At 34.6% G+C, this 15,881-nt stretch carries 7 protein-coding genes; 4 read left to right on the forward strand and 3 right to left on the reverse strand.

Annotated elements, in window-relative coordinates; genetic code table 11:
• The first annotated feature begins 439 nt into the window (after positions 1–439).
• Together ACECE_RS0214905 and ACECE_RS0214910 are read left to right on the forward strand one after the other, a co-directional pair.
• Positions 440–1,414, forward strand: coding sequence for an aromatic ring-hydroxylating oxygenase subunit alpha (locus tag ACECE_RS0214905; RefSeq protein WP_010248631.1), 975 nt, complete (start codon positions 440–442; stop codon positions 1,412–1,414).
• 319 nt (positions 1,415–1,733) lie between these two features.
• Entirely contained in the window at positions 1,734–3,455 is a 1,722-nt protein-coding gene (locus tag ACECE_RS0214910) for a methyl-accepting chemotaxis protein (protein WP_010248633.1), read from the forward strand.
• 265 nt (positions 3,456–3,720) lie between these two features.
• On the opposite strand, the gene ACECE_RS0214915 is transcribed toward ACECE_RS0214910, so the two are convergent.
• From ACECE_RS0214915 to ACECE_RS0214925, 3 genes are all read right to left on the reverse strand, one after another.
• Complete coding sequence (locus ACECE_RS0214915) at positions 3,721–7,548, reverse strand: LamG-like jellyroll fold domain-containing protein (protein WP_010248635.1); 3,828 nt, start codon at positions 7,546–7,548, stop codon at positions 3,721–3,723.
• A gap of 68 nt (positions 7,549–7,616) precedes the next feature.
• Positions 7,617–10,532, reverse strand: coding sequence for a LamG-like jellyroll fold domain-containing protein (locus ACECE_RS0214920; RefSeq protein WP_010248637.1), 2,916 nt, complete (start codon positions 10,530–10,532; stop codon positions 7,617–7,619).
• A 339-nt stretch (positions 10,533–10,871) separates the two neighbouring features.
• Positions 10,872–12,260, reverse strand: a complete 1,389-nt coding sequence (locus tag ACECE_RS0214925; protein WP_456049024.1) for a bifunctional diguanylate cyclase/phosphohydrolase — start codon at positions 12,258–12,260, stop codon at positions 10,872–10,874.
• A 901-nt stretch (positions 12,261–13,161) separates the two neighbouring features.
• On the opposite strand from ACECE_RS0214925, the gene ACECE_RS0214930 reads away from it, so the two are divergent.
• Positions 13,162–14,721, forward strand: coding sequence for a spore germination protein (locus ACECE_RS0214930; protein WP_010248640.1), 1,560 nt, complete (start codon positions 13,162–13,164; stop codon positions 14,719–14,721).
• Between the two features lie 5 nt (positions 14,722–14,726).
• Complete coding sequence (locus ACECE_RS0214935) at positions 14,727–15,881, forward strand: Ger(x)C family spore germination protein (RefSeq protein WP_010248643.1); 1,155 nt, start codon at positions 14,727–14,729, stop codon at positions 15,879–15,881.

Consider the following 15,881-nt stretch of genomic DNA (forward strand, 5'->3'; position numbering starts at 1 on the left):
ACTAACTTACTCTTGAAACTTATGTCTTATACATAAGCTTATTTGTGCTGTAATTTCATCAACAAGGTTCTGGTTTTTCAGTCAAATCACTAACATATATCCCTCTTAAGTTATCAAAGTCCATTTTACATCTCTTCTAACTTTTTACATCTGATTTTTTAAGTCATTTTGCAAATGCCTAAAAATACTTTCAAATACTTTCAAGCTTATTACTATTATTTGTAGTAGAACTCTTTAATAAACTCCTCAACTACAATTTTACTATAATTTCCCTTCAAATAAAACAATAAAAGAATTAATAATAATTAGATTAATAAATTTAATTAAGTATATTTTATCAATTTGGAAAAGCCTAATTTTTTTAATGGTATGACTTGCAAAAAAGGTGGTATATTCTAAATGAAATGCCTTATATCAAAAAACTAAGAGGAGTGATCCCATGATCTATAATCAATGGTATGCAGTACTACCGTCACGTGAAGTAAAAAAGGGCAAAATTCTAGCCGTCAAAAGACTAGGGCTCAACCTTGCTTTTTTTAGGACGGAAGCTGGGCAGTTAGGTTGTGTTGTTGACCAGTGCACCCATAGAGGTGCCGCATTGAGTATAGGGAAGCTAAAATCTGACTGCATTTGCTGTCCTTTTCATGCACTTGAATTTGATAGCAGCGGAAAATGTAGATTTATACCTGCCAATGGAATATCGTCAACTGAAGACCTATCCAGATATAATGTTAAGTCTTACAAAGTAATGGAAGCAAATGATATTATATACGTTTGGTATGGAGACAATGAAAAATCAACTGATGAACTTCCTTTCTTTTATGATCAGATTGATCCCTCCTATTCCTATGGTGAAATTTCAGATTTGTGGAATTCCCATTATTCGCGCTGTATAGAAAATCAGCTTGATGTAGTTCATGTGCCAGTTGTACATTATAACACAATAGGCAGGGGAAATAAGAGCCTTATAAATGGTCCAAAAACATTGTTTGAAAATAACACACTGATAACAAGTGCCAATAACGAGAAGGATGTAGGCCAAAAACCCAAGCCTGCCTCTGAATGTGTAATTAAAAGTACTTACCTTTCATTTAAATACCCAAATGTATGGCTAAACCATATTACTGATAAAATCAAAGTATTAATATTTTTTGCTCCTGTAGATGACGAAAACACTGTACTATATATTAGATTTTACTGCAAATTATCGAAATTAAGACTTATTAATAATCTGATCTGCTTTTTTGGAAGATATGCTGACAAGATAGTAGAAAGACAGGACAAAAGAGTTGTAATTACCCAACAGCCAAAAGCTTCCGAATTCAAATCCATTGAAAAGCTTCTAAAAGGAGACGGTCCAATTATTATGTACAGGAAAATCAGGGATGAACTAAAAAATGGTAAGAACGTTTAAGAAATCATAATATAAGGTTAAATTTGAAAGACTCCATATAACTTAAAAAGTGTGGAGCCTTTTTTATATTCCCTTGATACATATTTCCAATTTTATCATTACAAAGTATCGCGCAACAATGTAATGATTGCTCAAAGTGCGTATTCTCTTAACTTTTATATTGTAATATTCATTGTCAATTAAGTTTAATGTGACTATTAATTATGCTTTAGTAACAAGTGAAATAAGACGATAAACTTATGTCAGTATAGTTTAAAAGTTAATAGTAAAACTTTGCCAGACGTCAGATAAAAATAGATTCGATGGGAGAGGTTTGGGTATGCTTAAAAAATTTGATATTTCTTTAAGATCAAAGCTTAGTGGTAGTTTTATTATACTTTTATTGATATCTTCACTTGTTATAGGTATGTATGCCGGTAAAAAAGCCAGATCAACTGTTGAAGATGCAGTTGGAAAATCAGCATTGAATATAGCTAATTCTATAGTAGGTTTAATTGATGTTGACAAGATGAATCAACTCAAGACTAAAGAGGATATGGATAGCGATTATTACAAGGAACTTCATGACAAATTGCTTGCTATGAAAGATTCTGTAGGACTCAAATATCTATATACAATGAGAAAGACCGATGATGGAAAGTATATTTACCTAGTTGATGGAACTCCTTATGATAGTGAAAACATGTCTATGCTTGGCGATGAGGAGGAGGAACTAGACAAAGCTTTGGAAGCTAGTTTTGAAGGAATTGGTGGTTATATAATAAATATTACTGAAGGGTGGGGAGATTTAATTTCTGCGTATGTTCCTATTAAAGATAAAACAGGTAAAATCGTTGGAATATTAGCTGCAGATTTTGAAGCGGGATATGCGCTTGAGGCTTTGGACAAGATGAAAAGCAGTATTATAATAGTAATTCTTGTGATAAATTTGATTGGAATAATCATAAGCAGAAAGGTATCGTATCTCCTGGTACGTTCACTAAAGGAGTTGGAGAATAAAGCAGAGATAGCAAAACAAGGTGATTTGACAGTAGATATTAACATAAACAGCCGTGATGAGATTGGACGGTTGACTCAAGCATTTAAGGATTTGATAGGAAGTATGGCTGATATTACAAAGAATATTAGATATAATACAAAAAATGTTTTAATTCATACTAATGAATTGAGTATTAGTGCAAATGAAACAAGCAAGGCCACGGAAGAAATAACAACAGCAATAAACTCTATTGCAGATGGTACTATAGAACAGGTTAAAAGTGTTGAAGAAGTTTCAAAGACAATGGACGAAGCCTTTAGTAATATAGAAAGAGTGATAAATCAAGCTGATTTGTTATCTGATTCGTCAAATCAAGCTATGGATGGTGTTCAAAAGGTATCAGATATATTCAAGGATACAATGGTAATGGTAAACCTTGTGAATAGCACTGTTGATAATACGGCTGAAATTATCCAAAAGTTGGGGGCCAGATCAAAAGAGATAGAGTCTTTTAGTGAAGCTATTTCGCAAATAGCTAAGCAAACCAATTTGCTTGCATTGAATGCGGCAATCGAAGCAGCAAGAGCTGGTGAAAACGGAAGAGGATTTGCCATTGTGTCTGATCAGGTTAAAGTATTGGCAGAACAATCAAATCATGCAAGCAAGCAAATAAACAATATCGTAAATATGATGCAGAAAGAAATTGAAGGTGCGGTCGCCTTCATACAAAAAGGTGTAATTCAGGCGAGCGAAGGGGTTGATTCTGTTAAACGTGTTGAATCAGTTCTGGAAAACATGTATGCCTCAACCAAGAATGCTTATTTGAGTGTTGAAGATGTTATAAGTGCTGTACATGTTATAAAGGATTCTGGTAGATTAGTACTAGACGGAACGAAAAAACTTGTGGATATTTCAAAGGGATTTAGTTTAAGCAGTCAGGGAGTAGCATCCTCTACACAGGAACAACTGGCTGTTATGCATGATATGGAAAACTGCATTGATAGATTAAATCACATGGCAATTGATCTAGAGAAGGAAGTTAATAAGTTTAAAGTAGAATAGAATTATACAAAAAAATTCCAATTAGATGTATAGATAGAACTATTATTTATCCAAGGATAAGTACTGTAGAAAAACTATTAGATAGACACTGAGAGAAAATTGTATTAAGGCATAAATAGAAAATAACTTGCGCTTTTTTGCGGGACACCCATGCCAAGCATGCGTGCCCCGCAAAATTATAGCGTAAGTTATTTTTTCATTCATCTCTAAAAATAAAGGGAATAAGCAAGCTGTAGTAATAATACTATATTATAGCCCATTTTTATCAGAAAACTATGTTGTCAAAACATACTTCATCTCCCGTTCCAGTTAATGAACTGGTAGAAATTACAAAACGATCCATCGTTGAATAACTTCCACAATTACTAAGGTTGCCTACACAAATATCATCTATAAAAAGACGAGCATTTGTAGTCCCTTCAGCCTTGAGTTCCATTCTACTCCACTGATCAAACTTTATTGTATTTTCCTTTGCTAGAGCATTCCATGTTGTTCCGTTATAATATTTAATACTGCCATCGGGTAGTATCTTTATATTAAATACTTTGTTAGCACTGCTACCACTGCAAATGGAAAGTTCAATACCATTGGTAATATTTTTTGCTCCGATAGAGCATTCTAAAGTTTTATTTGTGCCTGCTGTAGTGGTTTTAGAAGCTTGAACGGCTGTAGTGGTTGAAGAATCTAGTATTCTGAGGGTTTTGTTACTTACTTCAACAGTGCTTCCAGATACAGTATAACCCGTTGGAACTTGTCCTGTCAGTTGTGAATCAAAGTTATCGGTTATGCCTTTTATGTAAGTATAATAATTATAAAGGAATTCATCCCAATCAGTATCAGTTGTGAAAGAAAGTATACCTGTTATTGTGGGGTCATATAATACTCCATCTTTAAATTTGGAAACTACCCCCGATGCCAGACAAATTGAAAGCCCATTGGCATTTCCTAGATAAGGTACTGCGCCAATATATGCCTCACTTGCAGATCCTCTGCAAATATCAAACCACAAAAGACACTGCTGGTATGAAGATATAAGCTTATTTGCAGCCGCCTTAACAGTTGGATCGGTGGTGTTGGAAGACACTCTTTTTACAAAATCCATAAGATCGGCATATGAATTTACACTTAGTCGAAATACATTATCTACACTGCTTTTTATATCATCATATTTGCTTTTGTTTTTAAGAAGAGTTGCGAAATTTTTGAAATCCGAAATAAATGTTTCAAAGCTGCTCCCCATTCTAAAACATGAATCTGTTTTTGAATATTGCTGTTGATAGATAAAACCAGCAACTGTTTCGGGTGTAGAACTTGGATTACTCGCAATTTTACTTACAATTGTTTCAATAAAATAAGCCCCTGCTGTTTCTTCAGCGCCCTGAATAAAATCCGCTTCATTTCGTAATTGATAAAGAGTTTCCATCATCTGCATAAGACAGGCATTCATACTTATTATATCTATCTTCTGCCCAGTTTTCGTTCTAGTAGATGCAAGAGCACTTTGAAACTCAGATAGAGTTAAATAATCATAATTGTTTGTATCATCCAAACATAAACCATTTATACCAACACCGTGGTTTGAAGGGATTAATAATGTATGTTCAGCAGGATAATTGGTACTGCAATACACAATAAATTCCTCAAGGGTCTTTGGATCTCCCATATTTACTTCGCCATAATCTTTTAAACAAGGTGAAGACATAAGGTATGCGTTATTTGGATCATGTGGAGATTTACGAAGCTTAAACAGCTTTGCGCCTGTCCAATCGTTACTTGCATCAGGTTCTGAGCATCCTCCAGCTATTCTGTCCATTAAAACCATTACATTGAGATCATCATCTTTTAACCCCTTTTCTGTTCTTATGACATCCCTTACCATTGATCCTTCCAAATTGCAATCGCCATCCATATAAACAAGAACATTCCATTTCTTTTTATTGTAGATCTTACCTGCTTCTTCTGAGGATAAGCATTTTGGGTATAATGCCACCTCATCGAGGGAGCCAGTAAAGTAATATTGAGAAATAGATGAATGTCCCCCAATCATAAGATCTGACGAATTGTCAAGGTTGCCCATTCTTATAGTGGGATCATAGGTTCCTTTCAGTGAACCATCAACATAAAATTTAAGTCCTTGTTTATTATCTCTATCTACGGTAATTATAACTTGATGCCATTGCCCGTCGTTGCATGTTATCCCAGAAGGAATGCATCGGAAGTTGTACCAGCCATTCGCAGGATCTGCCAATTGGAGAACTATTTCATTCCCATTATATATACATACATGATAGCCAATAGGAGATGTATCAGCATTAGAACGCTTGTCCAATATAGTGTTGTTAATAAAAGTGCTATTTGTTTTAAACCAGCAGGAAATGGAAAAGTCACTTGTACCAAAGTTAAGATGAGAAGCATTCTTCACTTTAGTGTAGCTCTTACCATTAAAATCTATGCCTGACTTATAAAGATCGTTATGAGGAGAATAAACAGGTACTGTTCCATCTGATGTAGTGACAATATTCTTCTTTCCGCTTGTATCTATAGTATTCTTATTATAAGACAGTTTTAAAACAGTATTATCATCATAGGTTGTTTTATTTTGACCTAAAGCGTTAATATACATGGTGTTAATTTGACTTAGACTAAGACTATGGCTATAAATACTTAATTCGTCTATTACGCCATTAATACCAGGTAAAATTCCGCTTTGAATGTTCCCAACCTTTAAAGGCGCAGTATTATTAAAAACACTATTTAAAAAATTATCGGAATTTACGGAGTCAATTACCAGCTTGGCATCGCAGAAGCAATTAAAATGATAAAAGTTATCAGAACCTTTATAAAAAGTGAAGGTATACATATGCCAGCTGCCATCCGCAGGAATGCCATTCACTGCAAATTGGCCGAATTTAGTGTCATTATAACCATAATCCACTCGAAAACCGTTGTTTGATCGAGTCATTCTAAAACCATTGGTCTTTCCCGAATCTCTTATAAATTTACTCATTACTATCTCATCATAATCGTTTTCAGTTAATTTAGGTGCTTTCATCCAGAAATTAATTGTTGATCCTACCTCGCCAAAATGCAAATTGTTACTATCGGGTACAATCATTGTATTGTTACCATCTAAAAGCAGACCTTGTCCTACTACGCCAGGCTCAGTGGAACTAACAGTATTTGTAAAAGTGCCGTTATTAGCATTTCCAGAACAATCAACGCCACTTCCGTTATTGAATTCCCAATAACCATTTGCATCAGTATGGGGATTTATCTTGCGTACATAAAGCTTCACATAGTCAATATTTACAGGTACATGCCAGATACCTGACCATGGAATTACCAAACCTCGTGTCTCATACTCAGGGCTCCAGTTTGAGCTTCCTAAGGGCAGATTGCGGTTATCAAGGAGTGTATTCCCAGAGGCAGTCTTCTGTGCTCTCCACACCAGCTTATACTCGTAGCCCTCCTCCTTAAACCCTTCAAATGAAAGCTGTCTGCCGAAGCTATAGCTGCCCGAAGCAGGAGGGTCGTATGACAGTATAAAATTCTGACTTACATCATCCCACTTCGTTTTTTCATAGCCAGTATCCACAGGATTGGTGTTGTACTTAATTTCACCTTGGTATTCCCAATCACCATGAACCTTTTTGCGCATAAGCTTCACATTTTTTAACTCCACGCTGGTACCTGACATACCGTTCCATGAAAGAGTTGTACCATAAGTCTCATATGACTGGCTGTAGCTGCCATCAGCAGGCAGGCTTCTACCGTCTATGTAAGAAGTTCCATTAACACATTTGGCTGACCATACCAGTTTGTAGTCATATCCCGTCTGAGTTATCACACCAAATGAAAGGTACTTAAGAAAACAATACGAAGATGTAGGTGGAGAAAAGTAGAGATCGAAAGCTTCTTTGGTAGAATCCCAAACTACCCTTTCATACTGAGCGTTTAATGGGCTATCTACCTGTTTAAGCACACCCATGTCCTCCCATGTGTCTGCTGCATAGCTACTCGTTCCTGTTATTCCGATTGCCGCAAGAGTGGCTAGAATAATCCATAAAAGTTTAAAAGATCTTAAATACTTCAATATAAAAACCTCCCATAAAAATCAGTTTAATTTAGTTTTAAAAATTGGTTTTCCTTTATTATTAAAACTTAAGGATAATAAACATGCAAAAACTCATTCCATTTTGTACTTGCAAGGAAATCATATCCTGAATCGGTATAACCGTATTCATTTTCATAGAAAGCAAGTGCATATATATTTGTAGGGAAGAATATAGTAAGTCCATTTACTTTACCACTGTAGTCGTAAAAAGGTTTGTTAAAAACGATACAATTATTATAAGCTGTTTTTAGTGCAGTAATAGAGTTCTTGAGGTTGGTATCGGTTGTTTTGGCATATACATTGTCTGCAAAATTGATTAAATCAATGTAATTCCTGTTGGCATACATTTTGAAGGAATCTGCATATGCTGCTTTTATGTCTGTTAAATCAGTCTTTGCTGCCAAAAGTGTTGAGAAATTATTAAAGGCGGTAACAAAGCTTGACATAGCATTATCTTTTGTCTTGATCCCTGAAAAAGTCCATTGTGTGCAGAATTGTGAAAACAGTCCCATAACTTCTTCTGGGCTTCTTGATCCGTTTTTTGCAAACTCAGAATAAAATTTCATATCATTTAATGTTGCGCCATTAGATTCTTCTTCACTACCAACAATGTAATCGGTTTCATTTCTGAACTGATATGCAATTTCAGACATCTGCATAAGGCATGCATCAAAAAGCAGAATATCTATCTTCTGGTTTGTCTTTGTACGTGCATTTGTAAGAGCCTGCTTTACCTTTGCAATACTCATAACACTATTGCCTGAAGTCTCATCCTGACTTATTCCAGTTAGTCCATTCCCATGATCAGATATTGAGACTAAAGTTTTTTCAGCTGGGTAGTTTGTCTGGCAGTATGAAATGAAATCTTGAAGATTTTTCGGATCCGACATATCCAATTCACCGTAGTCTTTCAATAGTTGAGAACAATGGCGGTAATCTGAATACTGGTCTTTTGTAACATAATAAAGTCTTGTACCTGTCCAATCTGCTTGGTTTAAATCTAACTCCTCATTTTCAAGTCTATCAAGGAGGACAAGAACATTTATATCATCAGTAGATCCTGTCAATTCAAAATCATTAAGTTTGGGAACCTGCTGGCCCTCAAGACTATTATCTCCATTTAAGAAAAGAAGTACATTCCATTTCTTTTTGCCATAAACTTTCTTTACTTCAGCCTCAGTTATAACCCTTTTAAAGAGCTTAACTTCGTCAATTGCACCAATAAAATTATTGGATGCAAAATCACTGTGTTTTCCTATCAAAAGATTTGCGGTAGAGTCAATACTTCCCCATCTTTCGGTAGCATTGCCGCTGGAACGGAGCTGCCCGTCAATGTAGATTTTCACACCCTGGGTGCTGTCGCGGTCAATCGTAACTGCTATAAAATGCCAGTTTCCGTCATTGAGTTTTACTGGTGAAGATCCACGGAAGTTGTACCAGCCTTTTAGATCGTCCGCCATTTGCAATAGAATGTCTTTTCCGTTATAAACACTTAAATGATAACCATGCCAGTTAGTCCCCACAGCATCACGTTTGTCAAGAATTGTATTGTTGATGTTAGTATTTGTGGTTTTAAACCAGCACGAAATTGAAAAATCTTCTGTACCGAAATTTATTGATGGTGAATTTGGGACAACTAAACCATTCTTTCCGTTAAACTGTAATGCCTTACCCATAGGCTCGGTTTTTGACTTTTCAAAAGTCGGTACATTACCGTCTGCTTGAATAGCATGATTTGAATTTTGGCTATAATCAAGAACATTTCCATTTGCGTTAATATCAAGCACAGTGTCTTTTTTTATTGCATTTGCAGTCACATCAGGACTTGCATCTGAAATAACTGACATTTCACTATAATCTAATGCTTTTTTATAGATTGTCACATCATCGATTACACCTTTAAAACCTGAATAACCACCATCACTCATACCTACAAATAATGGAACTGAGTTGGATGAACCTGCAACTGTGCTGGTTTTCGGTGCTGAAAAACCAAGGATTTCCCCATCAGAGTATATAAAAAGGCTGTAAGTCAGAGTTTTGTCATAGACAATAGAAATATGATGCCAATTACCATCATATTTAATGGCATTTGAAACGGATGCGATTCCATACCTGCCATCTAAAAATACCTGTGCATAGAACTCAGTTCCAAACGTACCAAGATAGTAACCTGATTTTTTTCCATCTACTCTCTTTGTGGCATCAACAAGGGTATAATTTCCTGGTTCAGTTGACTTGTACCATAAGCTTACAGAAAAATTCTGATCTCCAAAACAGAAGCTGTTGCTGGCTGGAACACTCATACCACTACTACCGTTAAGGCTTAGTCCCTCATTTGTCTTCCCTTTAATGTTGGCTGGTATGGTTCCGATATAAGTTCCATTATTGCCATTACCAGAGGCATCATTGGCCGATCCGCCCTTAAAATCCCACTGGGCAGTTACTTCATATTGGCTGAAAAAACTATCTCTGGCATAAAGTTTTACATATTCAAACTCAATGTTATTATAGGTGGAGCCAGCCCATACAAGTGTTTTTCCCTTTGTCTCATACTCAGGGCTCCAGGTATCTGCAGGTAAAGTGTGTCCATCTACTGTAGCCGTACCGGATATGGATTTTGCTTTCCATACAAGCTTGTATTCAGCTCCCCCCTCAAATGCATTACCCCAGTTTATTTTCTCAACAAAAGATACAACATATGGATTGGCAATAGGTATGCATGCTGAGATTGCAAGATTGCCGCTTGTGTTAAATGAAGAATTTATCAACGGTGATGAAACGCTCACAGGATTCACTGTTGGGAGAGTTTTCATCTCTCCCTGCAAAATCCAGTTATCCTCTTTTGCATAGGCTGTGGAAGCCATAAATACTGACATTACAACAAGTATAAGCGTTACAAGCCCATACTTCCGTACAATTCCACCAAAATGTACATGTTGTCTTTCTCTTTTTTTAAACATTTTAAAAATCCCCCTTCTTTTGCCATATATAATGTCATAAATAGTTTCAAATACCTGATTATTATATTGAAAATCACTAATCATAAATAGATAACATGTATAATAATCTTTTAGCAAAATGTCATGACTTTAACCATGACATTTTGCTAAAAAGACATGACAATTGTAATGTTAGAGCCAACCAGCCGGGTTGTATGGTATTCCTTAACTCATCTCTTTATACAAGAAAAAGACTGCAAGACACCTTGAAATCTAACAAGGTGACTTACAGTCTCTACCAGCATTAACCAAAATACTAATCTATTGTCTGAGTTCTATTGATAAAATTCGTTTATAAGTTCATATGGGATTTTTTGAAATAATAATGTTGTTGTGGACTTTATAGTTATATTTTATAGACATTCTATTTCGCATTGTTGATATGAATAATCCAGCAATTTTAGGATCAAACTGGGCGCCGAAGCATTTTTCCAATTCTCTGAAAGCTTGTTCAATTGACATGCTTTTTCTGTATGGACGTTCAGAAACCATGGCATCGAAAGAGTCTGCTATACATAATATTCGTGCTCCAAGACTGATTTCTTCTCCCTTAAGACCATCCGGATAACCAGTACCATCATACCTTTCGTGATGGTGTTTAACATAATCGATAATATTATTATCAATACCTGCTAAAGGCTCTAGAATAATTGCACTATGAACAGGATGAAGGCGTACCATTTCAAATTCTTCATCGGATAATCTGCCGATTTTATTGAGAATAGACTTTGGCAATTCAATTTTACCAATATCATGTAATAACCCTGCATGTAAAAGGGTTTGTATTGTATTAATGTCTAGCCCCATGGCTTCACCTATCATAACAGCATATGAAGATACCCGTTCACAATGACCAAATGTATATTTATCTTTTGCAACTATGGTACTGAGCAGACCTTTAAATATTCCAACCAGTTGCTGTTGATCAGAGTTAATATTTTCACGTATTTGCATCATAATGTCCTGATAAAAGTTGACTTTATCTTCACCCATATTTTTTGCCTGATACAGAGCCATATTTGCGTGAGATACCAGCGTTTCTATACTGTCTGAAATGTTTGGATATTCTGATAATCCAATGGAAAATGTTATGTTATTTGAAATGCCATCATTAAAATACTCGGTTTTTAATTTTGAATAACTTGCATAAATGTCCTTGGCAATAGATTCTAAAGATTTTAAGTCTTTGTTTATTATCAACAATGCAAATTCATCGCCGCCAAATCTATATATTTTACTTTCATCACCAATAATTTTTGTTAATATTGATGCAGTATTTATTAATAGGTTATCTCCAAAATGGCGACCATATAAATCATTGTACATTCTGAAATTATCAATATCTACCAAAAGCAATCCGATTGAATTATTATTTTTGGTTGAATTTTTAATTTCAGTATCTAAAACATTATAAAAATGTCTCTGGTTAAATACGCCGGTAAGTTCATCAGTAATTGCAAGCCTTTTCAGTTCTCTCCTTTGTTTTTCCTGTTTTAGAGAGATTGATCCTATAATAATAATCATGAATATCTTAAAAAATATGAAACAAAAGGCTACAAAAATGGTATTCTGACGGCTTTCAAAGTAAATGAGAAATAGAGAAATAATATCTTTTATAGAGAATAGTAGAGAAATAGCAATACCTACAGAACCAAAACGAAAAGCAATATATACAGCAAGAAATGCCATAACTTGGCTTACATATGCTTGAAACTTCAGAGGAAAGATTCCTATCAAAATAGTTAAAATAAACATTAACATAATTCCAATAATAAATTCAAACGTTTTTGATTTAGAAGTAAGATAATCCTTTTTAAATTTTATGAAACACTTTAAAACGGGAAAAGAGTCCATCTACAACCATCCTTTCCATTGAAGGGATAGAATGCTTTACTGATAACTTAAATTAGAATAAGGAGTCATGACAAAATGTAAAAATTAGAATGTGTGTTAGAAAAATGTCATATAAATAAATTATAAACCTTTATTAGTGTAAAGTCAAATGAAGAAATTCTTGGAAACAACTGTGCTTTAAGGGCTCATATCTAAACAAATATTTATCTTTTAAAAGTTGACTTGTAACGTGATCAAATCTTTCATTATATAAGCAAAAGACCATAAGACACCTTGAAATCTAATAAGGTGTCTCACAGCCTCTATCAGGATTAACCCAAATATTAATCTATTCTCCGATTACACAAAGAATTTTACTCGTAAGTACTAAACATTGAAATTGCCCAGAAAGTTTTTCATACCATTGCATGCATTATTTAAAAAGATCTGTGAGTCTTTCTTTATTGCTTCTTCATTGAAATTATTTACAAATATGCTGAGATATCGAACTGTACCAAGTTGTATAGCAAAAGATAAACAGTTGTGTTCCCACGATGTCGGAATACAGATATACGGTTATTTTCATCCAGCCAGAAGTATTTTTATCAATAGCAGATACCCCTCCATATCCAATCTTTTACATTTTAGTAGCCCTTTCTAATATATTTTCAATTCAAATAATCATGTTAGAAATTAATAAATTGTTTTTGTGTTTATTTTTTTTAAAAAAACAAATAACTAATATAGGTGATAATATATGCTAAAAAAGTTTTTAAGAAAACGCAGAGCGAATAGTAGTAACAGCAATAAAGAAAACAGTGCGACTTTACAAGTAAAAAAAATGGTAGCATCCTTGGAGGATAATATTATTTTTTTTAAGAACATTTTCAAAAACGATGAAACCTTGATTATAAGAGAATTTCAAAATAAGTGGTTAAAATCCGCTAAATGCTGCATTATATATATTGACGGGATGGTAAAATCAGAAACCATTAATGAGAATATTATTCAGCCCGTTCTTCGCAGCAATTTGTCAGAAGATATTGAGAGAAACAATTTATTAGATGAATTAAAGAAAAAGGTAATTGTTTCAAACAATGTGTCAACACAAACAGACATAAATAAAATTGTTAGTTCGATTATTAATGGAGATACTCTTTTTTTATTGGAAGGATACGATAAAGCATTAGTAATAGATTCAAAAGGCTGGCAAACGAGGTCAATCAGTGAACCTGAGTCCGCTAAGGTTATACGTGGCCCAAGGGAAGGTTTTACTGAATCCATAATTGTAAACTTGTCTATGGTTCGGCGTAAAATAAAAAATCCCGACTTAAAATTCAAGTTTAAAGAAATTGGAGAGAGAACAAACACAAAGACTTGTATCAGTTATATCGAAGGTTTGGCTTTAGATGGTGTTTTGGAAGAATTGGAACAGCGGCTGGAAAAAATAGAAATCGACGGTATTATTGATTCGGGTTACATACAGGAACTGATCAAAGACTCACCCTATTCCCCGTTTGAAACGGTAGGCTCAAGTGAAAGACCGGACGTAATCGCATCAAAGCTCCTAGAAGGAAGAATTGCACTATTTGTTGATGGAAGTCCCTTTGTATTGACAGTCCCATATTTGGTTGTTGAGAATTTTCAAGCAAATGAGGACTACTACAATAATTTCATTTTTGCCAGTATAAATCGGCTTATGAGGGGTCTCACTGCAGTAACTTCCGTTGCTATTCCAGCAGTATTTCTATCGATTGTCACCTTCCATCATGAAATGTTACCCACACCTTTGTTGTTAAGTATTGCTGGTTCAAGGCAAGGGGTTCCATTCCCAACAGTAATATCATTATTTTTGATGCTTTTTATGTTTGACATTTTAAGGGAAGTTGGTACTAGAATGCCTGCTCCAATAGGACAGGCTGTAAATATTGTCGGTACACTTGTGTTGGGGCAGGCTGCTGTGGAAGCAAGGCTGGTAAGTGCTCCCGTAGTAATAATAACTGCATTAACAGGAATTACTACGCTAATCAATATGAACTTTTTAACAGCAACAATTGTTTTTCGTACATTTTTTTTATTAGGAGCATCATTTTTGGGAATATACGGGTTTTTGCTAACTTTTATTGTTATGTACTTACATTTAATGAGTATTCGCTCATTTGGTGTACCTTACATGATGAACGTTACCAGAGCTAAAAACCATGATGGACAGGATGCGTGGATTCGTGCTCCATGGTGGATTATGGCCTTAAGACCTAAAATTGTCGCAGCAAAAAACATAGTAAGACAGTCACCAAGAAAAAGCAAGGAGAAATAGCTTGTATGAGAAAAATTAAAATTTTCATGATGGCAATGATGGTTTTAGTATACTTAATATGTTTTACAGGATGTTGGAATTATAGGGAAATAGATAAATTTGCAATTGTTGCCGGTGTTGCTGTTGATAAAAGTAAAGATGGTCAATACTTGATAACTCCTGAAATTGTTGATATATCAGGAGGTAGAGAAACGAAAATAACATCAAAAATTATAAGTATAGAAGGTAAAACCATATTTGATGCAGTAAGAAATTTGATATCAGTATTGGGAAAAAAACCTTTTTGGAGTCATACGAAAGTATTAGTCTTAAGTAAGGAAGTTGCAAGTGAAAATGTGAATAATATTATTGATTGGTATATGCGTGATGCTGAAACAAGGGAAGATGTGAATATTTTGATTTCTGAAACTGAATCTGCCAGAAAAATATTTGAAGGGCAAAGTATTTCAGAAGAAATTAAATCTTATAATATGGATGCCATACTTAAAAACCAGGTAAGCTTAAGCAAAGCCCCCGTAAAAGATGTCCTACATTTTAATATTGAGTCGAAAGCTGAAGGTGTGTCAGCAATTCTTCCTGCCATAAATATTAAACAAATAGATGGCAAAATGGCACCTCAGATTTTTGGGACTGCAATCATTAAAAATGGAAAGCTGGTGGGCTTTCTTAGTGGAGAAGAAACACAAGTTTTGCTTTTCATCAGAAATGAGATTAAAGGTGGAGTGTTAGTTGAAGGAGCACAAAAAGAATCAGTTAATTCACCTGCTTCTCTTGAAATATTTAAAAGTAAAACAAAAGTTACCCCTATTGTGGATGGAAAACAGATTGAAATAAATTTGAATGTTGATACCACTGTTGCTATTGATGAAATAGATGGCACAGAAAACTACATTGCTGAGGAGGGGCGAACAAAACTTGAACAAACTGCTGCTAATACATTAAAAGAGCAAATAGAATCTTTAATAAAGAAAATTCAACAAGAATATGCTGCGGATATTTTCAGATTTGAAACAAAATTACATCAAGATAATCCAAAAACGTGGAAGCTTGTAAGCAGCAATTGGGAGGAAATCTTTAAAGATTTGAAAGTGAATGTGCAAACGAAGGTTCATATAAAAAATAGTGCCGTTATTTCAAAATCAGTTCAAGAAGGTGATTAA

The sequence above is a fragment of the Acetivibrio cellulolyticus CD2 genome, assembly GCF_000179595.2.
GTDB lineage: Bacteria > Bacillota > Clostridia > Acetivibrionales > Acetivibrionaceae > Acetivibrio > Acetivibrio cellulolyticus.